Source organism: Ezakiella peruensis (genome assembly GCF_900215725.1).
GTDB classification, from domain to species: Bacteria; Bacillota; Clostridia; order Tissierellales; family Peptoniphilaceae; genus Ezakiella; species Ezakiella peruensis.
On record NZ_LT962469.1, the window covers coordinates 456,188 to 480,269 of the forward strand.

The 24,082-nt window shown below is 37.2% G+C and carries 24 protein-coding genes and 1 riboswitch; all 24 genes read left to right on the top strand.

What is annotated here, in order from left to right; translation table 11 throughout:
- Nucleotides 1-765 carry a cell division protein FtsQ/DivIB gene (locus CUU59_RS02200; protein ID WP_075573857.1) on the top strand — a complete coding sequence of 255 codons (765 nt, stop codon included), beginning with the start codon at nucleotides 1-3 and terminating at the stop codon, nucleotides 763-765.
- Complete coding sequence (locus tag CUU59_RS02205) at nucleotides 755-1,477, top strand: DUF881 domain-containing protein (protein WP_099950382.1); 723 nt, start codon at nucleotides 755-757, stop codon at nucleotides 1,475-1,477. The genes CUU59_RS02200 and CUU59_RS02205 overlap by 11 nt, the downstream gene beginning before the upstream one ends.
- Nucleotides 1,464-2,129, top strand: coding sequence for a DUF881 domain-containing protein (locus tag CUU59_RS02210; protein ID WP_099950383.1), 666 nt, complete (start codon nucleotides 1,464-1,466; stop codon nucleotides 2,127-2,129). The genes CUU59_RS02205 and CUU59_RS02210 overlap by 14 nt, the downstream gene beginning before the upstream one ends.
- Nucleotides 2,129-2,467 carry a small basic family protein gene (locus CUU59_RS02215; protein WP_099950384.1) on the top strand — a complete coding sequence of 113 codons (339 nt, stop codon included), beginning with the start codon at nucleotides 2,129-2,131 and terminating at the stop codon, nucleotides 2,465-2,467. Before CUU59_RS02210 ends, CUU59_RS02215 begins: the two co-directional genes overlap by 1 nt.
- A gap of 45 nt (nucleotides 2,468-2,512) precedes the next feature.
- Complete coding sequence (ftsZ, locus tag CUU59_RS02220; protein ID WP_099950385.1) at nucleotides 2,513-3,577, top strand: cell division protein FtsZ; 1,065 nt, start codon at nucleotides 2,513-2,515, stop codon at nucleotides 3,575-3,577.
- Nucleotides 3,578-3,635: 58 nt separating this feature from the next.
- Complete coding sequence (nrdR, locus tag CUU59_RS02225) at nucleotides 3,636-4,100, top strand: transcriptional regulator NrdR (RefSeq protein WP_099950386.1); 465 nt, start codon at nucleotides 3,636-3,638, stop codon at nucleotides 4,098-4,100.
- Nucleotides 4,090-4,902 carry a Cof-type HAD-IIB family hydrolase gene (locus CUU59_RS02230; protein WP_099950387.1) on the top strand — a complete coding sequence of 271 codons (813 nt, stop codon included), beginning with the start codon at nucleotides 4,090-4,092 and terminating at the stop codon, nucleotides 4,900-4,902. The genes nrdR and CUU59_RS02230 overlap by 11 nt, the downstream gene beginning before the upstream one ends.
- Nucleotides 4,896-5,363, top strand: a complete 468-nt coding sequence (gene trmL, locus CUU59_RS02235) for a tRNA (uridine(34)/cytosine(34)/5-carboxymethylaminomethyluridine(34)-2'-O)-methyltransferase TrmL (RefSeq protein WP_099950388.1) — start codon at nucleotides 4,896-4,898, stop codon at nucleotides 5,361-5,363. The genes CUU59_RS02230 and trmL overlap by 7 nt, the downstream gene beginning before the upstream one ends.
- A 70-nt stretch (nucleotides 5,364-5,433) precedes the next feature.
- Entirely contained in the window at nucleotides 5,434-7,044 is a 1,611-nt protein-coding gene (locus CUU59_RS02240) for a Na/Pi cotransporter family protein (protein ID WP_099950389.1), read from the top strand.
- A 193-nt stretch (nucleotides 7,045-7,237) separates the two neighbouring features.
- A riboswitch (glycine riboswitch) is annotated at nucleotides 7,238-7,324 on the top strand.
- A 113-nt stretch (nucleotides 7,325-7,437) separates the two neighbouring features.
- Nucleotides 7,438-8,379: a thioredoxin-disulfide reductase gene (gene trxB / locus CUU59_RS02245; protein WP_099950390.1), complete on the top strand. Its 942-nt coding sequence runs from the start codon at nucleotides 7,438-7,440 to the stop codon at nucleotides 8,377-8,379.
- Between the two features lie 28 nt (nucleotides 8,380-8,407).
- The gene (gene trxA / locus CUU59_RS02250) at nucleotides 8,408-8,722 is read left to right on the top strand and encodes a thioredoxin TrxA (protein ID WP_075573847.1); all 315 of its coding nucleotides are present in this window, start codon (nucleotides 8,408-8,410) and stop codon (nucleotides 8,720-8,722) included.
- Between the two features lie 98 nt (nucleotides 8,723-8,820).
- On the top strand, nucleotides 8,821-10,107 hold the full coding sequence (locus CUU59_RS02255; protein WP_099950391.1) for a glycine/sarcosine/betaine reductase component B subunit: 1,287 nt from the start codon (nucleotides 8,821-8,823) through the stop codon (nucleotides 10,105-10,107).
- Nucleotides 10,108-10,161: 54 nt separating this feature from the next.
- Complete coding sequence (gene grdA / locus CUU59_RS02260) at nucleotides 10,162-10,635, top strand: glycine/sarcosine/betaine reductase complex selenoprotein A (RefSeq protein WP_099950392.1); 474 nt, start codon at nucleotides 10,162-10,164, stop codon at nucleotides 10,633-10,635.
- 33 nt (nucleotides 10,636-10,668) lie between these two features.
- Nucleotides 10,669-11,979 carry a glycine reductase complex selenoprotein B gene (gene grdB / locus CUU59_RS02265; RefSeq protein WP_099950393.1) on the top strand — a complete coding sequence of 437 codons (1,311 nt, stop codon included), beginning with the start codon at nucleotides 10,669-10,671 and terminating at the stop codon, nucleotides 11,977-11,979.
- Nucleotides 11,980-12,278: 299 nt separating this feature from the next.
- Complete coding sequence (grdC, locus tag CUU59_RS02270) at nucleotides 12,279-13,850, top strand: glycine/sarcosine/betaine reductase complex component C subunit beta (protein ID WP_099950394.1); 1,572 nt, start codon at nucleotides 12,279-12,281, stop codon at nucleotides 13,848-13,850.
- Nucleotides 13,851-13,860: 10 nt separating this feature from the next.
- Nucleotides 13,861-15,048: a glycine/sarcosine/betaine reductase complex component C subunit alpha gene (gene grdD / locus CUU59_RS02275; RefSeq protein WP_099950395.1), complete on the top strand. Its 1,188-nt coding sequence runs from the start codon at nucleotides 13,861-13,863 to the stop codon at nucleotides 15,046-15,048.
- Between the two features lie 89 nt (nucleotides 15,049-15,137).
- A complete protein-coding gene (locus CUU59_RS02280; protein ID WP_099950396.1) occupies nucleotides 15,138-16,217 on the top strand; it encodes a BMP family lipoprotein in 1,080 nt (359 codons plus the stop codon).
- A gap of 50 nt (nucleotides 16,218-16,267) precedes the next feature.
- Entirely contained in the window at nucleotides 16,268-17,785 is a 1,518-nt protein-coding gene (locus tag CUU59_RS02285; RefSeq protein WP_099950397.1) for an ABC transporter ATP-binding protein, read from the top strand.
- Nucleotides 17,778-18,884 carry an ABC transporter permease gene (locus CUU59_RS02290; protein WP_099950398.1) on the top strand — a complete coding sequence of 369 codons (1,107 nt, stop codon included), beginning with the start codon at nucleotides 17,778-17,780 and terminating at the stop codon, nucleotides 18,882-18,884. Before CUU59_RS02285 ends, CUU59_RS02290 begins: the two co-directional genes overlap by 8 nt.
- Complete coding sequence (locus CUU59_RS02295; RefSeq protein WP_099950399.1) at nucleotides 18,884-19,816, top strand: ABC transporter permease; 933 nt, start codon at nucleotides 18,884-18,886, stop codon at nucleotides 19,814-19,816. Before CUU59_RS02290 ends, CUU59_RS02295 begins: the two co-directional genes overlap by 1 nt.
- Nucleotides 19,817-19,828: 12 nt before the next feature.
- Nucleotides 19,829-20,830, top strand: a complete 1,002-nt coding sequence (gene gap, locus CUU59_RS02300) for a type I glyceraldehyde-3-phosphate dehydrogenase (protein ID WP_099950400.1) — start codon at nucleotides 19,829-19,831, stop codon at nucleotides 20,828-20,830.
- On the top strand, nucleotides 20,827-22,011 hold the full coding sequence (locus CUU59_RS02305; RefSeq protein WP_099950401.1) for a phosphoglycerate kinase: 1,185 nt from the start codon (nucleotides 20,827-20,829) through the stop codon (nucleotides 22,009-22,011). The genes gap and CUU59_RS02305 overlap by 4 nt, the downstream gene beginning before the upstream one ends.
- Complete coding sequence (gene tpiA, locus CUU59_RS02310; protein ID WP_099950402.1) at nucleotides 22,011-22,754, top strand: triose-phosphate isomerase; 744 nt, start codon at nucleotides 22,011-22,013, stop codon at nucleotides 22,752-22,754. Before CUU59_RS02305 ends, tpiA begins: the two co-directional genes overlap by 1 nt.
- Nucleotides 22,755-22,757: 3 nt before the next feature.
- Complete coding sequence (gene eno, locus CUU59_RS02315; protein ID WP_099950403.1) at nucleotides 22,758-24,050, top strand: phosphopyruvate hydratase; 1,293 nt, start codon at nucleotides 22,758-22,760, stop codon at nucleotides 24,048-24,050.
- Nucleotides 24,051-24,082 lie beyond the last annotated feature (32 nt).

The following is a 24,082-nucleotide window of genomic DNA, read 5'->3' on the forward strand; positions in this document are numbered from 1 at the left end:
ATGAAAAAGATGACAAGAAAAGAAAAAAGACGGCTCGAAAAGATTAGACGAGCCGGAATATTTATGGCGCTTATCAGTGTTCTTGGAGTCTTGTATCTGCTTTTTAATACGAGTTTTTTTAAACTGGATGTAATTGGAGTCAGCGGCTGCAAAAAAACGACTGAAAAAGAAGTTGTGGATGCGAGTGCTTTTAAATATGGAGAAAATATTTTAAAGGCTAATGTCAAGGCGGCTGAAGAAAATATTAGAAAATTACCCTATGTAAAGGACGTTCAAATATCCAGGGAGTCGAAAAATAAAATTTCAATAGTTATTACGGAAAGAGATGAGGACTTTAGCTATTACTCAGGCGGGAAAATTTATATTTGTGACAGCGAAGGCAGGGTCCTCAAGAGAGTTGAGGCCACAGATGTCTTACCTCTTGTAAAAGGACATGAAATAAAAACCATGGAGCCAGGGGATAATATTTTTGAAATAGACGAGAGTCTGGAGTCTCTAAAGGTGATTTTGGATACAGCCAGGGAGGTTGGAGAGCTTAAAAAATACAAGGAAATCCGTTTTCAAAAGAACAATGAATTTGGCATGCTTAGGGAGGGCAATGTAAAAATTGACTTCGGAAGGGCTGAAAATATAAAGTACAAGTTAAACTTTATTGTAAACGCCCTAGAAAACTTAAGCGACCAGGGCAAATCAGCGGAGATTATAAAGCTCAATATGGATCCAGCTGTAATAGTTCCCAAAAAGGAGGGCAAGGATGAAGAATAAAAATTCCATAGCTCTTTTGCTGGTATCAATTCTTTTGGGAATAGTTATAGGCCTCCAGGTTAGGACTGTTAGTAAAAACAATTCCATAAAAACCAAGGACGGAGAGCTCAGGTCCAGGGAGTTGGCAACAGAACTTAAAAAATCAATAGAAGAAAGAGATAGGCAAAGGAAAGAAATAGAAGATTTAAATAATTTAATCCTTGCCTATGAAAACGAATACAAAGAAAATGACGACAAGACAAGTATCTTGTACGATGAAATTGAAAAATATAAAAAGCTAGCCTGCATGACAGATGTAAGCGGCAAGGGAATTATAATTACAATAAATAATCCCAAGGGTGTAGAAGATAGTGGATCTTCAATAGACAACAACCCAGAGATAATTTTAAGATTGATTTCAGTTTTAAATTCCGCAGGAGCGGAGGCTATTTCAATCAATGGCCAAAGGATTACTGCATATACTGAAGTTGAACTCGCTCAAAGGGTTTTGGAGATAAATGGCGTTAGCGTTAGTTCTCCTATTATTATAAAGGCTATTGGAGACAAGGACACGATTATTCCTGCCATTAACATTAAAACCGGCGTTATGGATTCCTTAAGAAATTATGGTTTTGAAGCTATTATCAAAGAAGACGACAATGTCAGCATAGAAAAAATTAATATGCTAAAAGATTTTAAATTTGCAAAGACGGTTTCAAATGAAGATAAATAAATCCATAATCATAGTCACAGTTTTTATGAGCATCTTGTTTGGACTTAGCCTTAAAATGAATGTCGAAACTGAGGATATGGACAAGGAATTTGTAGGTGAAAATAAAAACAAAGAACTTGCCATTGTAAATGAACAAATAAGGGTGAACAAGGAAATAATTAGTGATTTAAATGAAAAAGTCTTGAGCCTAAAAAGTCTTCAGTCTCCAGAAGTTATGGAAGACCATTTAAAGCATGAGAGAGATAAGTATCAAGAGCTGGCCTGTGAAACAGATTTGACTGGCCAGGGTCTTGAGATTATTTTAGAAGATAGCAAGGATAGTGTATTTCAAAATACAAATTTTGGAATCGTGCACGATATTGATATCATTAATATAATTAACGATTTGAGAGCCAATGGTGCCGAGGCGATTTCCATTAATGATATTAGGGTAATAGAAACTACAGATGTAAAGTGCGGCGGCCCCGTTGTTAGAATTGATGGCCTGCCAAAGGCGGTTCCATTTGTGATAAGGGCTATAGGTGATGCAGAAAAGTTATATGCGGGTTTATATGATACAAACGGCTATTTAAAGTTGTTGGAAGAGGTTTACAGCATAAAGGTTGAGATAAAAAAATCGGATGAGATATTGATTCCAAAGAAGGTGAGATAGTGTTAATTGTTATTTTGGGTTTAATAGTTGGTGTAATGATTGGTGTTATTTTGCCATACACTTATAATACTGCATACACGCTTTATGTATCAGTTATTATACTTGCATCGATGGATTCGGTTTTTGGAGGGATTAATGCTAGCTTGCAAGACAAATTTGAAAACAAAATATTTTTGTCGGGCTTTATAGGCAATACAATAATTGCAGTTGTGCTTACTTATTTTGGACAAAAAGTAGGAGTGCCAATGTATTATGCAACAATTGTGGTTTTTGGTAGCAGAATTTTTAATAATTTTGCAGAAATTAGAAGAATTTTAATTAAAAATAGCATTAATTAGAATTTTGTGGTATAATATATACAAGAAATTTTTAGGGGGAAAGTTATGATCGATTTTGAAATGGACGTTGACAAATTTGCCAAGATTAAAGTTATAGGTGTTGGCGGAGGCGGAAACAACGCAGTAAACAGAATGATTGAATGTGGAGTTAAGGGAGTTGAATTTATTGCATTAAATACAGACCGTCAAGCCCTTCAATCAAGCAAGGCTGAAACAAGAGTTCAAATTGGAGAAAAGATTACAAAGGGACTTGGTGCAGGAGCTAACCCAAGCATCGGTGCTCAAGCAGCAATGGAAAACAAAGATGAAATCATTGCTGAATTAAGTGGTGCTGATATGGTATTTATTGCCAGCGGCATGGGCGGCGGTACTGGTACAGGTGCTGCTCCAGTTGTAGCTGAACTCGCAAAAGACATGGGCATACTTACAGTTGGTGTTGTCACAAAGCCATTTACATTTGAAGGCAGACAACGCATGAGAAATGCTGAAACAGGTATTGCTGAATTAAAAATGAAAGTTGATACTCTCGTTATCATCCCTAACGACAAACTTCTTCAAATTTCTGAAAAGAAAACGACAATGAGAGATGCGTTTATGATGGCTGATGATGTTTTGAGACAAGGTATTCAAGGTATTTCAGATTTGATTTCAGTACCTAACTTAATCAATCTTGACTTTGCAGACGTTAAAACAATTATGCAAGATCAAGGCATTGCTCACATGGGCATCGGATTTGCTCAAGGAGATAATCGTGCTACTGAGGCTGCAAAGCTTGCAATCGAATCTCCTCTACTAGAAACATCTATAGAAGGTGCAAAATCTGTTCTTATTAATATTACAGGTTCAGATGATTTGGGTATGCTTGAACTAAATGAAGCATCAGATTTCATTAGACAAGCAGTTGACCCTGACGCCAATATTATATTTGGTGCTGGTATTGATGAATCACTTGGTGACTCAATCAAGATTACAGTTATTGCAACTGAATTTGAAGGTAAGGCTGCTGGTAAAACAGCAGACGCAGCTGGAGATGCAGAAGAAACTGAAGATAAAGAAGAAAAGAAAGCAGATCCTTGGCAGCTTGATATTCCGCCGTTCTTAAGAGGATAGAATTAGATTAGGCGCTTGGTAAACAAGCGTCTTTTTATTTATATATTAGGAGGTAATTATGTATTGTCCAAAATGTGGATACCATGATTCAAAAGTAGTTGATAGCAGACAAACGGAAGACCACAAAACAATTAGAAGAAGACGCGAGTGTCTCAAATGTCAATTTAGGTTTACGACCTATGAAAGATATGAGATGGCTCCACTTTTAGTTTCAAAGAAAGATGGGTCTACCCAAGAATTTGATAGAGAAAAGATTTTAAGAGGCATTATTAGAGCCTGTGAAAAAAGACCAGTCACCTCTGAAACTATGAACAAGATCGTTGATAATGTTGAAAGAGAATGCAGGAACCAAATGGTAAAGCAAATTCCAACCTCAGAAATTGGAGAGATGGTTATGGAGTCTCTGAAAAAGGTTGACGAGATAAGCTATGTTAGGTTCGCAAGTGTGTATAGGTCTTTTAAAGATTCAAAAACATTTATGGAAGAGCTCAAAAAAATAATTGAGGAAACAGATGGCAATTAAACTAATGGCTTTTGATATGGATGGTACCTTATTAAATAGCGACTATGAAATTTCAAATAACACTTTAAAAATCCTGCATTACGCCCAGGACAATGGTATAAAACTCGCTCTTATAACGGGCAGGGTCTATATCAGCCCAAAGAAATACAAGGAGGTCTATGGGTTAAATGCATCAATTGCAAGCACAAATGGAGCTTGCATTTTTGATGAGAATGATAATAAAATTTATAATGCTCCAATCGATAAGGATAAATTAAATTTGGCAATTGATCTATTAAAGGAAACGGATATGTATTTTCATCTTTATCCTATAGATGGTTTGATAACTCCCTATGGCGACAATCCAAGCGCTACTAATAGGAGGCGAATGCCCAAGGGCTATGACGATCTCTTGAAAGTTAGGATTATGGATTTTGACGCAATGAAAAACTTGGACGAAGAGATTTATAAAATAATAATAATTGATGACGACAATGAAAAAAGGCTTGCCTTTAGGAGACTTTTGGATGAAAATAATATTCACAACAGCTCATCATGGATTAATAATATAGAAATAACATCGCCACTTGCTACAAAAGAAATTGCCATTAAAACACTTGCTCAAAGTCATAATATAGATTTGAAAGATGTGGCTGCTTTTGGAGACAATGAAAATGATTTGCCCATGCTAAATATAGTTGGTCATGGATTTTTGATGGGAAATGCTCCTGATCATATAAAAGCAATTTCAAAATCAGAAATCATAGGTCATTATAACGAGGAAGGCGTGTACAAAAAAATTAAGGAGTTAATAGGATGTTAAATATTGTTTTACATGAGCCGGAAATTCCGCACAACACTGGAGCTATTGCCAGGACTTGCGCCCTTACATCAACTAGGCTTCATTTAATAGAACCCTTTGGCTTTGAAATTTCAGACAAGTATTTAAAAAGATCTGGACTAGATTATTGGCCTCTGGTGGATCTTACTATATATAAGAATTTTGAAGAATTTATAGAAAAAAATAAGGGAGCAAATATTTATTTTGCTACGACCAAGGCCACAAAATATTATCATGAAGTAGAGTACAAGGACAATGATTTTATTGTTTTTGGTAAAGAAACCAAGGGGCTCCCAAATGAAATTTTAGACGCCTATAGGCAATCTTTAATAAAAATTCCTATGATAACAGAGATAAAAAGAAGCTTAAACTTGGCAAACTCGGCGAATATTGTCCTATATGAGGCTCTCCGACAATTGGATTTTCCCTTCCTAAAAAGGTGATCTAAAACACTTTACAATTTAATAAATAAGATATACAATAGAATTAGAATATTTTTTAAAGGAGTAGTATATGGAAATTGCGATGCAAGTCATAGGAGGATTAGGACTCTTTTTATATGGCATGACACTAATGGGCGATGGTCTACAAAAGGCTGCTGGTAGAAAACTTAAAGCGATTGTAGGCGCCCTTACCAAATCTACCATTAGAGGCATAATAGTTGGTGCTTTTGTAACGGCCATGATTCAATCAAGTGCTGCTACAACTATTATGGTTGTGGGTTTTGTTAATGCCGGTATAATGACCCTTACTCAAGCTCTCGGAGTTATTATGGGTGCCAATATTGGTACAACCATGACAGGTATATTGATTGCTTTAAATTTAAATCAATATGCCCCACTTTTGATAGGCATCGGAACGCTTTTGTTACTTACTGGAAAAAACAAGACAGTCAAGGCAACGGGGGAAGCTATCCTAGGCTTTGGTATTTTGTTTTTCGGTATGATGACAATGGAAGGCGGGCTCGCACCATTAGGCAATACTCCTTTTTTTGTTAACGCAATTGCAACCTTGCAATCTCCATTTATTGGGGTGCTAGTTGGTTTTGTTGCCACAGCTTTGGTACAAAGTTCATCTGTTATAGTTGGTATTGTCCAAGCTCTGGGCATGCAAAATTTAATTACAATCGGAGCTGCTTTTCCTATACTACTAGGTTCCAATATAGGTAGCACCATAACAGCTGCCATCAGCTCTATGGGCGCTCATAGAACTGCAAAGAGGGCGGCGTTTTTACACTTTATTTTTAACGTAATCGGATCAATGATATTTTTGATTTTATTTGTTATTTTTAAAGCGCCATTTGTCAATTTTATGGAAAGTAATTTTTCATCGCTCCCATCACAAATAGCTATCAGCCACTTGGGCTTTAACCTTATAAATACAATGTTATTATATCCATTTACTAAACAACTTGTAGCCTTGGCTGAAAAGGTTATACCAGGCAGTGATATTGGGGATGAATTTACAGTTTACCTTGACGAAAGAATGTTAAAGACTCCGTCAATTGCTTTGGGTCAAGCCATGCAGGAAACTCTTAGAATGGGTGACTTTGTAAAAGAGAGTCAACAAGAGGTTAAAGATTTAATAATAAATAGCAAGGCTAAAAATTACGAATCTATTATGGAACGCGAGAAAGTTATAAATTCCATGCAGAGGTCAATCACTAACTATTTGGTTGCTTTAAGCCGTGAGTCTTTATTGAACGACACAGAGCACAAGGAAATTGACGATCTCTTGTACATGATAAACGACATCGAAAGAGTTGGAGATCATATTAAAAATATTTGCGAACTTTACGAAGACATTGAAAGAGATGAAATAATTTTTTCTCAAGATGGATTGGAAGAACTTGGCAATATGTTTGATGCATGTGAAAATGTTTTCGAGACAGCTATAGAGGCCTTTGTAGAAAAAGATGAAGGCTTGGCACAAAAAGCTTTTGAGATAGAAGACAGTGTTGACCAGATGGAAGAAACCTACAGGCAAAACCATATACGCAGACTCGCTAATAAATATGTAGATGCTGCTCCTGGAATTGTGTTCTTGGATTGTATCTCAAATCTAGAAAGAATTAGTGACCACTCCAACAACATTGCTTCTTATGTAGTGAACAAGGAGAGTTAATAAGAAAAGTCAGCAAAGTTACAATAATAAAAATTTTTAAATATAATGTAAAAATATGTTTATAAATTCCTTGTTATTGGGTATGTGTCTAGTGAATAGATGGATACCACACTAATAGTTGGGATAAATAAACTTAACTATTGATTTTATGAAAAAATATGATATAATTAATTTACAAACTTAATATACTGGATGATAGCACATAAGAGAGACCAGTTTGGCACCGAAGGTATAATAAGCTTTGCTTAGAAAACTCAGGTAAAAGAATTATGTGAAGGACAGAACTCTGAAGTTTTAAGCTATTTGCTACAGAATTGTAAGGAGTTCTTGTTTTTATGTCCGTTATTATTGTTTGTAGATTGGGTATATATAAAATAAGTTAAGGAGGGTTTTATGTACGATATAGCAATTATCGGAGGCGGCCCAGCAGGATTAGCTGCTGGTTTATACGCAGCAAGAGCAAAGCTCAAAACAATCATTATTGAAAAAGAAAAAGCAGGTGGACAAATCGTTACTACTGATGAAGTAGCTAACTATCCAGGAAGCGTTGAAAACGCAGGTGGACCATCACTTATCAAGAGAATGAAAGAACAAGCTGAAGGATTTGGATCAGAATTTGTACTAGATACTATCCAAGAAGTTGAACTTGAAGGAAAAGTTAAAAAGCTTATCGGAAGAGAAAAAACTTATGAAGCCAAAGCAGTTATCGTTGCTACAGGTGCATCACCAAGATATATTGGATGCCCAGGTGAAAAAGAATTCACAGGTCGTGGCGTAAGCTACTGTGCTACATGTGACGCAGCATTCTTTGAAGATTTTGAAGTATATGTAGTTGGTGGTGGAGACTCAGCACTTGAAGAAGCTATGTACTTAACAAAGTTTGCTAGAAAAGTTACAATTATTTACAGAAAAGAAAAAGAAGACCTAAGGGCTGCTAAGAGCATCCAAGAAAAGGCTTTCAATAATCCAAAACTTGATTTTATTTTCAACACAAATGTTGTAGAATTTAAGGGCGACGGTTTGTTAAGCACAATGGTTCTCGAAGATTCTAAAACTAAGGAAAACAGAGAAATCCATGCTGATGAAGAAGACGGAACATTTGGTTGCTTCGTATTTATCGGATTCCTACCACAAAATGACATTGTTAAAGATGTTGTAAACATGGAAAATGGTTACATCGTAACAGATGAAAACATGCATACAAATATTCCAGGAGTATTTGCAGCAGGAGACAATAGAAAGAAACTATTAAGACAGGTGGTTACAGCTACCAGTGACGGCGCAATTGCTGCCACACAAGCTGAAAAATATATAGAAGAAAACTTTGCAGAATAGTCTGCAGCATTCTAAAAGGAGGAAATCAATGTTAGAATTAACAAAAGAAAATTTCGACCAAGAAGTTAAAGAAGCTGAAGGATACGTACTAGTAGATTTCTGGAGCCAATCATGTGAACCATGCAAAGCTTTAATGCCACATGTTCATGATATGGAAAAAGATTTCGAAAATATCAAATTCACATCATTTGATATTGGTTTAGGTAGAAGACTAGCTATTAGAGAAAAAGTTATGGGTCTACCAGTAATCGCTATCTACAAAGATGGTGAAAGAATTGATGCAGTAACCACAGATGACGCAACAAAAGAAAATGTTCGCGCCATGCTTGAAAAGTACGCTTAAGTACTAAGGTATAGCTAATATACCAATAATTTAGTTTTAATCTGTGCACCTCCCCGGTGCACAGATTAGATAAATAAATATTTTAAGGAGGTGAATTTATGCGTCTCGAAATAGGTAATATTCTTATTAAGGATATCCAATTCGGAAATGAAACTAAAATCGAAAACGGCACTCTCTTTGTTAACAAACAAGAAATTATCGATTTAGTTTTAGAGGACGAACACATCGCAACTGCAGATGTTGAACTTGCTAGACCAGGTGAAAGCATCAGAATTACACCAGTTAAAGATGTTGTTGAACCACGCGTAAAAGTTGAAGGCCCAGGGGGAATTTTCCCAGGGGTTATGTCAAAAGTTGATGTTGTAGGAAGTGGTAAAACCCACGTACTCAAAGGTTGTGCAGTTGTAACAACTGGTAAAGTTGTCGGCTTCCAAGAAGGAATCGTAGACATGACTGGACCAGGTGCAGACTACACACCATTTTCAAAAACTTTAAACATCGTATTGAAAGCTGATCCAATCGAAGGATTAAAGCAACACAATCACGAAAAGGCTCTAAGATTAGCTGGATTTAAAACAGCTATGTATCTTGCAGAAGCAGGAAGAAATTTAGAACCTGATGAAGTTGAAGTTTATGAAACATTACCTTTGATGGAAGGTGCTGAAAAATTCAAAGGACTACCAAGAGTAGCTTATGTACAAATGCTACAATCTCAAGGCCTACTCCATGACACATATGTATATGGTGTAGACGCAAAACAAATTGTACCAACACTGTTATATCCAACAGAAGTTATGGATGGAGCTATCATCAGCGGAAACTGTGTTTCAAGCTGTGATAAAAACCCAAGCTATGTTCACATGAATAACGACGTTATTAAGAATCTTTACAAGGTTCACGGCAAGGAAATCAACTTCGTAGGTATGATTATTACTAACGAAAACGTTTACCTAGCTGATAAGGAACGTTCTTCAAACTGGACAGCTAAACTTTGCAGATATTTAGATCTTGATGGTATCATTCTTTCACAAGAAGGATTTGGTAACCCAGATACAGACTTAATTATGAACTGCAAAAAAATTGAAAAACAAGGTGTTAAGACTGTTATTATTACAGACGAATATGCAGGCCGTGACGGTGCCAGCCAATCATTAGCTGACGCTGATCCACTAGCAGATGCTGTAGTAACAGGTGGTAACGCTAACCAAGTTGTTGTATTACCAAAACTTGACCACGTAATCGGCGATGAAAAATATGTTGCAATTATCGCTGGTGGATCCGACAAAGCAATTAGAGAAGACGGATCATTAGAAGTTGAAATCCAAGCAATTACAGGTGCAACAAACGAAACTGGATTTGGATATTTAACTGCTAGAGGAAAATAGTAATATTTTTCACAAACAATAACAAAAATTAAAATTTTAAGGGAGGAACCAAGAATGTTATTTAATGACAATACAAAAGTCATCATCATTGGTGACAGAGATGGTATTCCTGGTCCTGCAATGGAAGAGTGCATTAAGACGACACCAGCTGAAGTCGTATTTTCAGCTACTGAATGCTTCGTCTGAACCGCCGCAGGAGCAATGGACTTGGAAAACCAAAACAGAGTTAAAGAAGCCGCAGATAAGTACGGCGCAGAAAATGTTGTAGTTTTACTAGGTGGAGCTGAAGCAGAAACAGCAGGACTAGCTGCTGAAACAGTTACTGCAGGAGATCCAACCTGGGCAGGTCCGCTCGCCGGAGTCTCGTTGGGACTTAAGGTATACCATGTACTAGAAGAAGATGTTAAGGCCGAAATCGATCCAGCTGTTTATGATGAACAAATTGGAATGATGGAAATGGTCCTTGATGGCGAAGCAATTAACGCTGAAATCAAAGAAATGAGAGATCAGCACTGTCAATTTTTATAAATTCACATCCGAATAGAAGAAAGGGGGAACACAATGGAGAAAATCAAAGTTGTTCACTATATTAACCAATTCTTCGCCGGTATCGGTGGGGAAGAAAAGGCTGACATTAAGCCTGAGGTTAGAGATGGTGCAGTTGGCCCTGGTAATGCTCTTAAAGGTGCATTTAGAGGCGAAGCTGAAATTGTAAACACCGTCATTTGTGGTGACTCATACTTCGGTGAAAACATCGAAGAAGCCAAAGCTGAAATTCTCAAAATTGTTGAAGAAATAAAACCCGATTTATTTATCGCCGGTCCAGCATTTAACGCAGGACGTTACGGGGTAGCATGTGCTACTATTGCAGATGCAGTTCAAAATGAACTTGGAATTCCATCTGTAACCGGTATGTATATCGAAAACCCTGGCGCTGATATGTTTAAGAAATCTGTTTATATCGTATCAACAGGTAACTCAGCAGCAGCTATGGGTAAGGCTGTTCCAGCTATCGCAAAACTAGCTCTAAAGTTAGTTAAAGGCGAAGAAATCGGAACACCAGAAGAAGAAGGCTATATTGAAAGAGGAGTTAGATACAACTTCTTCCACGAAGAAACTGGCTCAAAGAGAGCTGTAGATATGCTTCTAAAGAAACTCAAAGGCGAAGAATTCGTAACAGAATATCCAATGCCAGAGTTTGATAGAGTAGATCCACAACCAGCTATCAAAGATCTTTCAAAAGCCAAGATTGCATTATGTACTTCAGGTGGTATTGTTCCTAAGGGCAATCCAGACCACATTGAATCATCATCTGCAAGTAAATATGGTGAATATGATATCACTGGCGTAAATGACTTAACAGAAGACACTTACGAAACAGCTCACGGTGGATTTGACCCAGTTTACTGTAATGAAGACTCAGACAGAGTTTTACCTGTAGACGTAATGAGAGAATTTGAAAAAGAGGGAGTCATCGGATCACTTCACAACAAATTCTATACAACAGTTGGTAACGGAACCGCTGTAGCAAGTGCTAAGAAATTTGCTGCAGAGTACGCACAAAAGCTAATTGCAGATGGCGTTGACGCAGTTATAATGACCTCAACCTGAGGCACCTGTACACGTTGCGGTGCAACGATGGTTAAGGAAATTGAACGCGCAGGTCTACCTGTAGTTCATATGTGTACTGTTGTTCCAATTTCACAAACAGTTGGAGCTAATAGAATTGTTCCTACAATTGCTATTCCTCACCCACTTGGAGATCCAAAGTTAACCAAGGAAGAAGAATATGAATTGAGGAAAAAATTAGTTAAGAAAGCACTTGACGCATTAACAACAGAAGTTGATGGTCAAACAGTTTTTGATAACTAGTACACTAACAACCGGGGACAGTTTTGTTCCCGGTTTTATTTTTTAAATTGTAGAGCATAGGTTTAATAATTTTTTAGTGATTATATAAATTTATGTGATTTTGTTTTAAAATAGCCAGTGATAACTTTTTAAAAATAATCAATAGTAAACTCTATAGGGTAAAATGAAATAATTTTAAAAGGGTATTGTTATTATTGGCCTAATATTGTATAATTTAGATGGATATATACATATAATTTTGGGTATATGTGTATGGCAAGGCTATTTATTAAAATAGCAAATTTATGGAGGTGTATATATTGAGTTACTCAGTAAACAAAGGAAGCAGTTATGTATTGATGCATTGTCCAGATATGGTTATTCATAATGGTACAACACAAACAAGTGCAAAATTCATTATCGAACATGAAAAAGATCAAGCTAAGATTGATGCTGAACAAAAGTATTTGGATGCAGTTCCAAAACATTTAAGAAGCTTTGATGATGTTGTAAGTTATTATCCAAACCAAATTTATATTGGTAATGAAAGACCAGAAGTTTTAGCAGACTTAGAAATGCCATGGACAAATCACAAGATGCCAAATGCTGACAGACATGGTAAATACGGCGAAATCATGCCACAAGATGAATTTATTGGTTTAATTAAAATCGTTGACGTTTTTGACCTAGTTCTTCTTGAACATGAATTCAGCGCTGCTGTTAAACAAAAGATGGCTGATCACCCACTTATTAAAGATGAATTAGTGGATAGATTAAAAGATGGTGCAGATCAATCAGCTATTGATGACGCAATAAATAAATTCAACGCAGAACCACTCGTAAATGATGGTAAAGTTGTTGGCTGTGTCAAGAGAGCTCATGAGATAGACCAAAACTTATCAGCTCACGTAATGTTTGAAAACCTTGTAGCAAAAGCTTCAGGTATATTAGCAGCTTTACACTGTATTGAAAAGAATGGAATTAACCCAGAAGATATCGAATATGTAATCGAATGCTCAGAAGAAGCATGCGGTGATATGAACCAACGTGGTGGCGGTAACTTTGCAAAATCTATTGCTGAATTTGCTGGTCTTGTAAACGCAAGTGGATCAGATACAAGAGGTTTCTGTGCTGCTCCATCACACTCTGTTATACAAGCTTCATCGCTAGTTGCTGCTGGAACATTTAAAAACGTTCTAGTTGTTGCAGGTGGATGTACAGCTAAATTAGGTATGAACGGTAAAGACCACGTTAAGAAAGATCTTCCAATCATCGAAGACTGTGTTGCAGGTTTTGCAACTGTTATCGGTGAAAACGATGGCAAGAACCCAATCATGAGAAACGACATCGTTGGTCGTCACACAGTAGGAACTGGATCAGCACCACAAGCTGTTATTTCTTCACTTGTAACTATGCCACTTGAAAAAGCTGGATTAAAGATTACAGACGTTGATAAATATTCAGTTGAAATGCAAAACCCAGACATCACAAAACCAGCTGGTGCAGGAGACGTTCCTGAAGCTAACTATAAGATGATTGGTGCTCTAGCTGTTAGGGGTGGAGAAATCGAAAGACAAGGCTTACTAACATTTGCTAGCGACTACGGTGTAAATGGATGGGCTCCAACACAAGGACATATTCCTTCAGGTGTTCCATACCTTGGATTTATTAGAGAAGACATGCTCGAAGGAAAGATGAATAGAGCAATGTTAATTGGTAAAGGAAGCCTGTTCCTAGGACGTATGACAAACCTATTTGATGGTGCTTCTATTGTTATTGAAGCAAATGACGGTAAGAAGGGAGAAGACTCTAAGGGAGTATCTGAAGACACAATTAAGAAATATGTTGCAGATGCTATGAGAGAATTTGCAGCTTCATTCGTTCAAGAATAGGGGTGATTTGATGTCAGAACAAAATATTAAAAAGATGATTGGTGACGTCTTTATGGACATTGCTGATGGAATCGAATCAGGTAGCTTTGGTAAAAAAGTTAGGGTCGGTTTAACAGCATTTGGCAGTGAACATGGAGTCGAAAACCTAGTTAAGGGAGCAGAAAAATCTCAAGCAGCTGACCCATCCTCAGAAGTTGTAATTATCACTGTTGGTGATAAGGCAGAAACTGATCTTGTTCAATACAATGTAGCAAGTGAAGATGAAGGTTACAAAAAGATGGAAGAACTGCTTGATAGTGGAGAAGTTTCAGCTTTTGTTACCATGCACTACAATTTCCCAATTGGTGTAAGTACTGTAGGTAGAGTTATTACTCCGGCTCTTGGAGAAGAAATGACTATTGCCACAACAACAGGAACTTCCTCACCACACAGGGTTGAAGCTATGGTTCTAAACGCTATTGCAGGTGTTATTACTGCAAAGGCAATGGGCAAGGCTGAACCAACAATTGGTATTCTAAATGTTGACGGTGCTAGACAAGTTGAAAGGGCTCTAAAAGAACTTTCATCTAATGGATACACACTTCATTTTGCAGAATCAAACCGTGCAGATGGTGGCTGTGTAATGAGAGGTAATGACCTCTTACAAGGCGTACCTGATGTTATGGTTACAGATACACTTACAGGGAATATCTTGATGAAGATGTTCTCAAGTTTCCAAACAGGTGGCGGATTTGAAGCCATGGGTTATGGATATGGTCCTGGTATTGGCAGAGGATATGATAGACATATCTTTATCGTTAGCCGTGCTAGTGGATATCCTGTAGTTGCAAACGCACTTGAATATGCAATTAGAACAGCTCGCGGTGGAATCGATCAAATCAAAAAGTCAGAATATGCTAAGGCTGAAAAAGCTGGTTTAGATAAGATCTTAGATGGCTTAAAAGCTGAATCCACAAAAGCAGCTGGACCAAAAGAAGAAGTAAAAATGCCTGAAAAAGAAATCGTAGATGGTTCAATCGCAGGTATTGATATTCTAGAACTTGAAGATGCTGTTCAAGCATTATGGGCAGTTGGCATTTATGCTGAAAGCGGAATGGGCTGCACAGGTCCAATCGTTATGGTTAACGAAGCAAAACTTGAAGCTGCACACAAGGAACTAGAAAAAGCAGGTTATGTCACAGGAGACGCAAACTGCTAGAATATTAAATAAAGGTAAACTGGGTCGTCTTGCACGACTCAGCTACCTTTTTATTATTTAAACATTAAAAATTTAAAAGAGGAGATTTTATGAAAAAGTTATTTGCTATTTTATTAGCTGTTGCAATGTTATTTACATTTGGCTGCGGAAACAAATCCGACAAAGCAGCTGATGCAAATGTTGACAATAAAGACAATGCAGAAAGCACAGAATCAGTAGATTACAGTAATGTAAAAGTTGGTATGGTTACAGACGAAGGCGGTGTAAATGACCAAAGCTTTAACCAAGGTGGTTGGGAAGGACTTCAACAACTTAACAAAGATACAAAAATCAATGTATCTTATGTAGAAAGTCACATTCCATCAGACTATGCTCCAAACTTCCAAGCTATGTTAGAAGCTGGAAATGGTTTAATCTGGGGTGTAGGATTTAAACTAGAAAAAGACTTAACAGCTGCTGCAGCTGCTAATCCAGATACAAAGTATGCACTTATTGACTCTGTTTCTTCAAATCCAGATCTAAAGAATGTTGTTAACTGTGTATTTAAGGACAATGAACCTTCATTCTTGGTTGGATACATTGCAGGTAAGATGACAGAAACAAATAAAGTAGGTTTTGTTGGCGGTATTGAAGGAGATACTATTTGGGCTTTTGAATATGGATATAGAGCCGGTGTTCAATACGCTGCAAAAGAATTAGGCAAGGAAATTGAAGTTGAAGTACAATATGCTGACAGCTTTACAGATGCTACAAAGGGTAAGGCTATTGCAAAGAAAATGTACGAAGGCGGAGCTGACATTGTATTCCACGCTGCTGGCGGTGTAGGCGACGGTGTTATTGAAGCTGCTAGAGAAGCAGACAAGAAGGTTATCGGTGTTGACCGTGACCAAAACTATATTGCTCCTGACCACGTAATTACTTCAACAATTAAAAACGTTGGCGTTGCCATGTATGATATTTCTAAAGAATTTGCTGAAGGTAAATTCGAAGCCAAAACAGTTGAATTCTCACTAGCTAATAACGGTGTTGATATTGCTCCAACAAGTGATAAACACGTTCCAGCTGATGTTTTAGAAGAAGTTGAAAAACTTAAAGAAAACATCGTTAATGGAGATATTAAGGTTCCAAATAACGAAGAATCATACGAAGAATATATTAAGTCATTATAAAAAAAGGCGACCTATCTTTAGGTCGCTTTTTTTAAAGATAAGGAGGGCACATGGCCGAAGATAATTTAATTAAAATGTCTAATATCACCAAGATTTTTGGCGACAACATTGCAAATAATAAAATTAACTTAGAAATAAGAAAAGGCGAAGTTCACTCTCTGCTTGGAGAAAATGGTGCGGGTAAATCAACTCTTATGAATATATTGTATGGCCTTTATACAGCTGATGAGGGCGAAATATTCTTAGATGGTAAAAAGGTTGTTATTAACTCACCACTTGATGCTATTAACCATAAAATTGCAATGGTTCACCAGCATTTTATGTTAGTTGATGTATTTACTGTTACTGAAAATATTATTCTAGGCAACGAACCTACAAAGGGAATGTTCTTGGATAAGAATACTGCCAAAGATACTATTAAAGAATTGATTGATAGATATGGTTTAAATGTTGATCCAGATGCCAAGGTTATGAATATAAGCGTTGGTATGCAGCAAAGGGTTGAAATACTTAAAGCTCTTTATAGGGGATCTGACATTATTATTTTTGATGAGCCAACTGCAGTTTTGACCCCACAAGAGATTGAAGATTTTATTGGTATTGTCAATAACTTAAAGGCTGAAGGAAAGACTATAATAATAATTACTCACAAGCTTAGAGAAATTAAATCCATGGCCGACAGGTGTACGATTATCAGGCGGGGAAAAAAAATTGATACGGTAAATGTATGTGATGTTACAGAGCAAGATCTTGCTAACATGATGGTTGGTAGGGAAGTTGTATTTGCTGTTGATAAACCTGAAGTTGAAGTAGGAGAAGTTTGCTTGAAAGTTGAAAACCTAAAGGTTGATGATTTAGATAAAAGAGAAAGAGTTCGCGGCTTAAATCTTGAACTAAGGAAGGGTCAAATACTTGGTTTAGCTGGTGTTGATGGCAACGGACAAATTGAACTTGTGGACGCCATTATCGGCATGACCACAGCTAAAGAAGGCAAGATTTTTATAAATGGCAAGGAAGTTCAGAATAAAAGTCCAAAGGATATTATAGATAGCAAATTGTTATCCATACCTGAAGATAGGCAAAAGCACGGTTTGATTTTAGAATATCCTGTTGATTACAACCTTTCTATTTTAAGAATTAAAAACGAACCTCTTTCAAAGAAGGGAATATTACAAGAAGATAAACTTAGTGAACGCGGACAAGAACTTATTGAAAACTTTGACATAAGGCCTACAGATGGTTCTGTTCCTGCCGGCAGCTTATCTGGTGGTAACCAACAAAAAGTTATTATTGCTAGACAAATTACAGAAGACCCAGATATCTTGATCGCGGTTACACCAACAAGGGGCTTAGACGTCGGAGCGATTGAATATGTTCACAGGGCAATTGTAAATGAACGCAACAAGGGCAAGGCAATCTTATTAGTGAGCTTTGAACTTGATGAAATATTAAATTTATCAGATGAAATTGCTGTTATCTTTGATGGTAAAATTGTAGATCAGAAAAAAGCTTCAGAAACAAATGAAAACGAGCTAGGACTTTTGATGGCAGGAGGTAAAAATGAATAATAAAAAAAGAATAAGTACAGCACTCCTATCAATTTTAGTCGGTATTTTATTTGGATCTGTTGTACTCATATTGGCGGGCCACAACCCAATAAAGGTTATGTATAACTTATTTTATGGTATTTTTAATACACCGACCTCAATGAGCTATACACTTGTAAATATGGCACCACTTCTTTTAACGGGAATTGCTGCTGCCTTTGCATTTAAGACAGGACTTTTTAATATTGGGATCGAAGGCCAATTTATTATTGGTTCTGTGGTAGCTACTTGTGCAGGCATACTCGTGGATTTACCACCTGTTATTCATCCAATATTTTGTTTGTTATGTGCATTTTTAGCCGGTGGATTATATGCGGCTTTTGTAGGATTTTTAAAAGCAAAGTTTAATGTAAATGAAGTTATCTCTTCCATTATGTTAAACTGGATTGCACTTTACTTTAACAATTATGTCTTGACATTAACTGCGATTAGACAGCCAAATAGTGACTTTTCTTATAACATTTCTCCAAATGCAAGCATTAGAATATTAGACTCATGGAAGTCCACTGAAGCTGGTATGGAATATTTAGCAGGAAATTCTTTCTGGGGCAATTTCTTGAAGGCTCCAGTTAACTTGGGACTACTCGTTGGCATCTTGGTTGCAATTGTAACATGGTTTATATTAAAAAAGACTACTCTTGGTTTTGAACTCAAAGCTGTTGGTCTAAACAAAGATGCAGCAAAATTCTCAGGAATTTCAGTAAATAAAAAGATAGTACAAGCTATGTTTATTTCAGGTGCTATTGGCGGACTCGCAGGAGCTGTCGATGTACTTGGAGTAACACAAAGGATTGGGGTTCTTGCTCTAATGCAAGGCGTTGGATTTGACGGGATCGCAATCGCACTTATAGCACTTAACAATCCACTTGCAGTTATTCCAGTATCCTTACTTTTCTCAGCCCTCAAATACGGCGGCGGAAAATTAACCTTAAGCGTTGGGGTACCAGGAGAAATCGTTTCGATTATGATCGGATTTATCGTGTTCTTTATCTCTATACCTTTTGTCTTTAAAAACAAAAAGAAAGTAGAGTCATCTATAGAAGCTAAGGAGGAAATATAATGAGTTTACAAGAAATTGGAATTATTATTGGTATAACATTTATGTATGCAACTCCTCTTATTTATGCTGCTATAGGTGGGGTAATGAGTGAGAACACAGGCGTTGTAAATATTGGTCTGGAAGGGATAATGTCCATTGGTGCTTTGATAGCAGCGACAGTTGCCCATTTCTCTGGCAGCCCTTGGCTAGCGTTTTTATGCGGGGGCCTGGCCGGCCTTGTAATTGCAATTCCACACGCTTTGGCTACAATTAAGTTTGGGGCTGACCATGTTGTAAGTGGTACTGCAATTAACTTTTTGGGACCTGGACTTGCGCTCTTTTTGTGCAGGTTATTCTTTGATGGTGGTGCAACTTCAAAACCACTAACAATGGATCAAAAATTACCACAACTTTTTAAAGACACCTTTGCTGAAGGTTCATTTTTAAAGTCAGTCTTCAACCAATATGCAACATTTTATATTGCATTAATCTTGGTTGTAATCGTATATATACTTTTATATAATACAAAACTTGGCCTTAGGATGCGTGCAGTTGGTGAACACCCTCTAGCCGCAGATACCTTGGGTATTAATGTTAGAAAAATTAAATACTTCGGAGTCTTGTCAAGTGGTTTCTTGGCTGGACTTGGAGGAGCGAGTTTGTCAATAGCTGTTGTTGCAAACTTTAGGACAACTTTGGTAAGCGGGCAAGGCTTTATTGCTCTTGCAGCTATGATATTTGGAAATTGGAAACCGCAAGGGGCATTAATGGCTTCATTATTGTTCGGCCTTGCACAAGGACTTGCAATTCACTTTGGTGGTGGTAACACACAAATCCCAAGCTCGGTACTTTCTATGTTACCTTATGTTCTTACTTTAATAATATTGGTAATAACATCAGGCAAGAGTAGGTCACCAAAGGCAAATGGATTGCAATATGTAAAGAAAAATTAGTAGGAGGTTAAAATGAAAGTAGGAATTAACGGTTTTGGAAGAATTGGTAGGGACGTAGCTAGGATTTTACTAGAGGAAGACCACGGTCTTGAACTAGTTCATATCAATGCTAGTGGTGACTTGGATGACCTAAGACACTTATTTAAATATGACAGTCTTTATGGTAAATTTACTAAGGATATAAAAGTTGAAGGCGATGGCTTTGATATCGAAGGCCACAAAGTCCACTTTACACAATTTAGAGACCCAGCTGAAATTGACTGGTCAGAACACGGAGTTGAAATCGTAATTGACGCAACAGGTGCTTTTAAGGATATGGAAGGCCTTGGAAAACACTTAAAAGGAAGTGTTAAAAAAGTTATTTTAACTGCTCCTGGCAAGGGTCTTGATAATACAATTGTTATGGGTGTTAACTGTGACACATATAAGCCAGAACAAAATATTATTTCAAACGCAAGCTGCACAACAAACTGCCTTGCACCAGTAGCTAAGGTTATTGAAGATACTTTTGGTATTGAAAAAGGTATGATGACAACCTGCCACGCATACACAGGCGACCAAATGATTCTTGATAAGAGACATAAAAAGGATAGACGCAGGGCAAGAGCAGCTGCATTGAGCATGGTTCCTACAACAACAGGTGCTGCTAAGGCTGTTGCAGAGGTTATTCCTGAATTAAAGGGAAAATTAAATGGTTATGCTCTAAGAGTTCCAACTCCTACAGTATCAGTTGTTGATGTTGTACTAGAACTTAAAAAAACAACTACAGTTGAAGAAGTAAATGCTGCTTTGAAAAAAGCAAGTGAAAATGAAATGAAGGGCATCCTAGGCTTCTCAGATGAAGAGCTTGTAAGCATTGACTACCAAGGCGACAGACGTAGTTCAATTGTTGATAGCAAACTCACAATGATGATGGGCGACAACATGGTAAAGATCGTTTCATGGTACGATAACGAATGGGGATATTCCTGCAGAGTTGTAGATTTAGCTAAAATGATAGCAAAGAGCATATAATGAAAAAAACTGTTAGAGATATTGATTTTAAAAATAAAAGAGCCCTAGTTAGAGTTGATTTTAATGTTCCTATGAAAGACGGTAAGATAATCGATGACTTTAGGATAAAATCAGCTTTAAAAACCATTGATTATCTGATGGACAAAGGAGCCAAGGTAGTATTGATGAGCCATCTTGGTCGCCCAAAGGGCGTATATAAGCCTGAGTTTTCACTTAAACCAGTTGCTGAAAAGTTAGAGGAATTAACAGGCAAAAAAGTTATCTTCTTTGACATAAAAAGTCCAGTTAATGACGATACTTTAAAGGCTTCAAAGGACTTTGATGGAAGCATTTTGCTCCTGCAAAATACTAGATATGATGTAGGTGAAGAAAAAAATGATCCAGAACTTGCAAAGAAGTTTGCAGCCCACGGAGATATTTATGTAAATGATGCCTTTGGCACAGCCCACAGGGCACACGCATCTAATGTTGGTGTCTCAGAAATTTTGCCGGCTGTAGCAGGATTTTTGGTTGAAAATGAAATCAAATACATCAAAGAAAACCTTGACAATCCTAAGCATCCCTTTGTGGCCATCTTAGGTGGAGCAAAAGTTTCGGATAAGATTGGTGTAATTGAAAATCTTATAAACAAAGTCGATAAGATTATCATAGGCGGGGCAATGGCTAATACCTTTTTAAAAGCTCAGGGCTATGATATGGGCAAATCCTTAGTTGAAGATGAAAAAATTGATTTGGCAAAAGAACTTTTGAATGAATCTGATGATAAAAATGTTGAAATTTTATTACCTGTTGATTTAGTTATGACTGATAGCTTAGATGATTCAAAAGTCATAAAGACTGTTAAACTTGACGATGATAAATCAGATTTGATGGCTGTAGATATTGGGGAAGAATCAATTAAAAATTTCTCAAAGGCTATAAAAGATGCCAAACTTGTAATTTGGAATGGACCTATGGGAGTATTTGAAAACAAAGATTTTGCAAAAGGTACTTTTGAAATTGCAAGGGCAGTTGCAGAAAGTGATGCCATTTCCATTATTGGTGGTGGCGACTCAAGCCTCGCCGTTAAACTTTCTGGTTATGAAGACAAAGTTACCCACGTATCTACAGGCGGAGGCGCAAGTCTTGAGATGATGGAAGGCAAAGAACTGCCAGGTATTAAGTGTTTGGAGGAAGCCTAATGAGGAAAAAAATTTTAGCAGCAAATTGGAAGATGAACCTGTCTAAAAAAGAATCCGAAGACTTATTAAAAAATCTTTCACAAATTGAAGAAAAAGAAAATCGCGAGATGATTATCTGCCTACCAAATATATATTTATATCAAGCTGAAGAGTATTTGGAGGGCAAGAGCTACGGCCTACAAAATTTTTACTACGAGGCAAGTGGAGCTTTTACAGGGGAAATTTCTCTAGAACAAGCCAAGGACTTTGGAATTAAATATGCAATTATTGGCCACTCTGAACGCAGAACAATTTTTTATGAATCAAATGAGCTTTTAAATAAAAAAGTTAAGGCTGCTTTAAAGAATGGAATCACACCAATTTTTTGCATTGGCGAACCCATTAGTGAAAGAGAAAATTCGACTTACGAAGCCTATTTGTACAAGGAATTAAAAGAGGGCCTAGAAGGTGTCGATATAGAAGATGCTAGAAAAATTATCTATGCCTATGAACCTATCTGGGCAATTGGCACAGGAAAGACGGCCCACACATCGGATATAAAGTCAGCTCTTGAGTATATAAGAAATACACTTGACTATATGTACAAGGGCATTAAGGATGATGTCCACCTCTTATACGGTGGTAGCGTTAAAGATAGCAATATCGATGAGATAATGGCAACTGAACATGTTGACGGCGTCTTGGTCGGTGGAGCTAGTTTAAAATTCGATTCATGGAAGAGAATAGTGGAATTTAAGGAGTAAATGATGAGTGAAATTATTGATGTTCATGCACGCGAAGTGCTAGATTCAAGGGGAAATCCAACCGTTGAGGTCGAAGTTGTTACAGATAGCGGTGTTGTTGGAAGGGCAATAGTTCCTTCTGGCGCATCAACAGGTGCCCACGAAGCCCTCGAGTTAAGGGACGGAGACAAGAAAAGATATCTTGGTAAGGGCGTTTTAAAGGCTGTAGAAAATGTAAATGATATAATTGCAGATGAATTAATTGGCCTGCCAGTTGATGCTCAAACTGAAATTGACAACATCATGATCAATCTTGATGGTACAGAAAACAAAGACAAACTTGGTGCCAATGCTATTTTGGGAGTTAGCCTTGCTGTGGCAAGGGCAGCTGCAGGAGAGCTAGGCTTGCCACTATATAAATATATCGGTGGAGTAAACGCAAAAGTTCTGCCAGTTCCAATGATGAATATTTTAAACGGTGGAGAACACGCCGATAATAACGTTGACATCCAAGAGTTTATGATTTTGCCAGTAAGTGCAGAGTCATTCCACCAAGCACTTCGCATGGGATCAGAAGTTTATCACAGCCTAAAGAATGTTTTGAAGGATAAAAATCTTTCAACAGGCGTTGGCGATGAAGGCGGCTTTGCTCCAAATCTAAATTCAAATGAAGAAGCCTTAAAGGTTATTATTGAAGCAATAGAAGCTGCAGGTTACAAGCCAGGCGAAGACATTTATCTGGGCATTGACGCAGCAAGCACTGAATTTTATGATGCAGATAAAAAAGCTTACATCTTAAAGGGAGAAGGCAAGGAGTTTAAGGCTGAAGAATTGGTAGATTACTATCAAGATCTTTGCAATAAATATCCTCTAATCTCAATCGAAGATGGTCTTGCAGAAGACGATTGGGCCGGATGGAAGTATATGACCGAAAAAATGGGCGGAAAAATTCAATTGGTTGGCGACGACCTCTTTGTTACAAACACCAAGAGACTCGAAAAGGGTATTGAAGAAGGAATTTCAAATTCAATTTTGATTAAGTTAAATCAAATTGGAACCCTAACAGAAACCATTGACGCAGTTTCTATGGCCAAGGAAGCTGGATACACAGCTGTTATATCCCATAGATCAGGCGAAAGTGAAGATGCCTTTATAGCTGACCTTGCAGTTGCACTTAACACTGGACAAATTAAAACAGGTGCACCTGCCAGAACAGATAGGGTTGCTAAGTATAATGAGCTTCTAAGAATTGAAGAATTTTTAGATTTCACTGCAGAATACAAAGGACTAAAGGGTTTTTACAATCTTAAAAAATAATAAAACTCCTTAAAATTTGCAAATGATAGCAA

Coding starts and splice junctions, on each gene's coding strand:
- trxA (WP_075573847.1), top strand. CDS start 8,408: ATGTTAGAATTAACAAAAGAAAATTTCGACCAAGAAGTTAAAGAAGCT.
- CUU59_RS02280 (WP_099950396.1), top strand. CDS start 15,138: ATGAAAAAGTTATTTGCTATTTTATTAGCTGTTGCAATGTTATTTACA.
- CUU59_RS02230 (WP_099950387.1), top strand. CDS start 4,090: ATGGCAATTAAACTAATGGCTTTTGATATGGATGGTACCTTATTAAAT.
- trxB (WP_099950390.1), top strand. CDS start 7,438: ATGTACGATATAGCAATTATCGGAGGCGGCCCAGCAGGATTAGCTGCT.
- tpiA (WP_099950402.1), top strand. CDS start 22,011: ATGAGGAAAAAAATTTTAGCAGCAAATTGGAAGATGAACCTGTCTAAA.
- CUU59_RS02240 (WP_099950389.1), top strand. CDS start 5,434: ATGGAAATTGCGATGCAAGTCATAGGAGGATTAGGACTCTTTTTATAT.
- CUU59_RS02210 (WP_099950383.1), top strand. CDS start 1,464: ATGAAGATAAATAAATCCATAATCATAGTCACAGTTTTTATGAGCATC.
- CUU59_RS02205 (WP_099950382.1), top strand. CDS start 755: ATGAAGAATAAAAATTCCATAGCTCTTTTGCTGGTATCAATTCTTTTG.
- grdD (WP_099950395.1), top strand. CDS start 13,861: ATGTCAGAACAAAATATTAAAAAGATGATTGGTGACGTCTTTATGGAC.
- ftsZ (WP_099950385.1), top strand. CDS start 2,513: ATGATCGATTTTGAAATGGACGTTGACAAATTTGCCAAGATTAAAGTT.
- CUU59_RS02290 (WP_099950398.1), top strand. CDS start 17,778: ATGAATAATAAAAAAAGAATAAGTACAGCACTCCTATCAATTTTAGTC.
- nrdR (WP_099950386.1), top strand. CDS start 3,636: ATGTATTGTCCAAAATGTGGATACCATGATTCAAAAGTAGTTGATAGC.
- CUU59_RS02255 (WP_099950391.1), top strand. CDS start 8,821: ATGCGTCTCGAAATAGGTAATATTCTTATTAAGGATATCCAATTCGGA.
- trmL (WP_099950388.1), top strand. CDS start 4,896: ATGTTAAATATTGTTTTACATGAGCCGGAAATTCCGCACAACACTGGA.
- eno (WP_099950403.1), top strand. CDS start 22,758: ATGAGTGAAATTATTGATGTTCATGCACGCGAAGTGCTAGATTCAAGG.
- CUU59_RS02200 (WP_075573857.1), top strand. CDS start 1: ATGAAAAAGATGACAAGAAAAGAAAAAAGACGGCTCGAAAAGATTAGA.
- CUU59_RS02285 (WP_099950397.1), top strand. CDS start 16,268: ATGGCCGAAGATAATTTAATTAAAATGTCTAATATCACCAAGATTTTT.
- CUU59_RS02295 (WP_099950399.1), top strand. CDS start 18,884: ATGAGTTTACAAGAAATTGGAATTATTATTGGTATAACATTTATGTAT.
- gap (WP_099950400.1), top strand. CDS start 19,829: ATGAAAGTAGGAATTAACGGTTTTGGAAGAATTGGTAGGGACGTAGCT.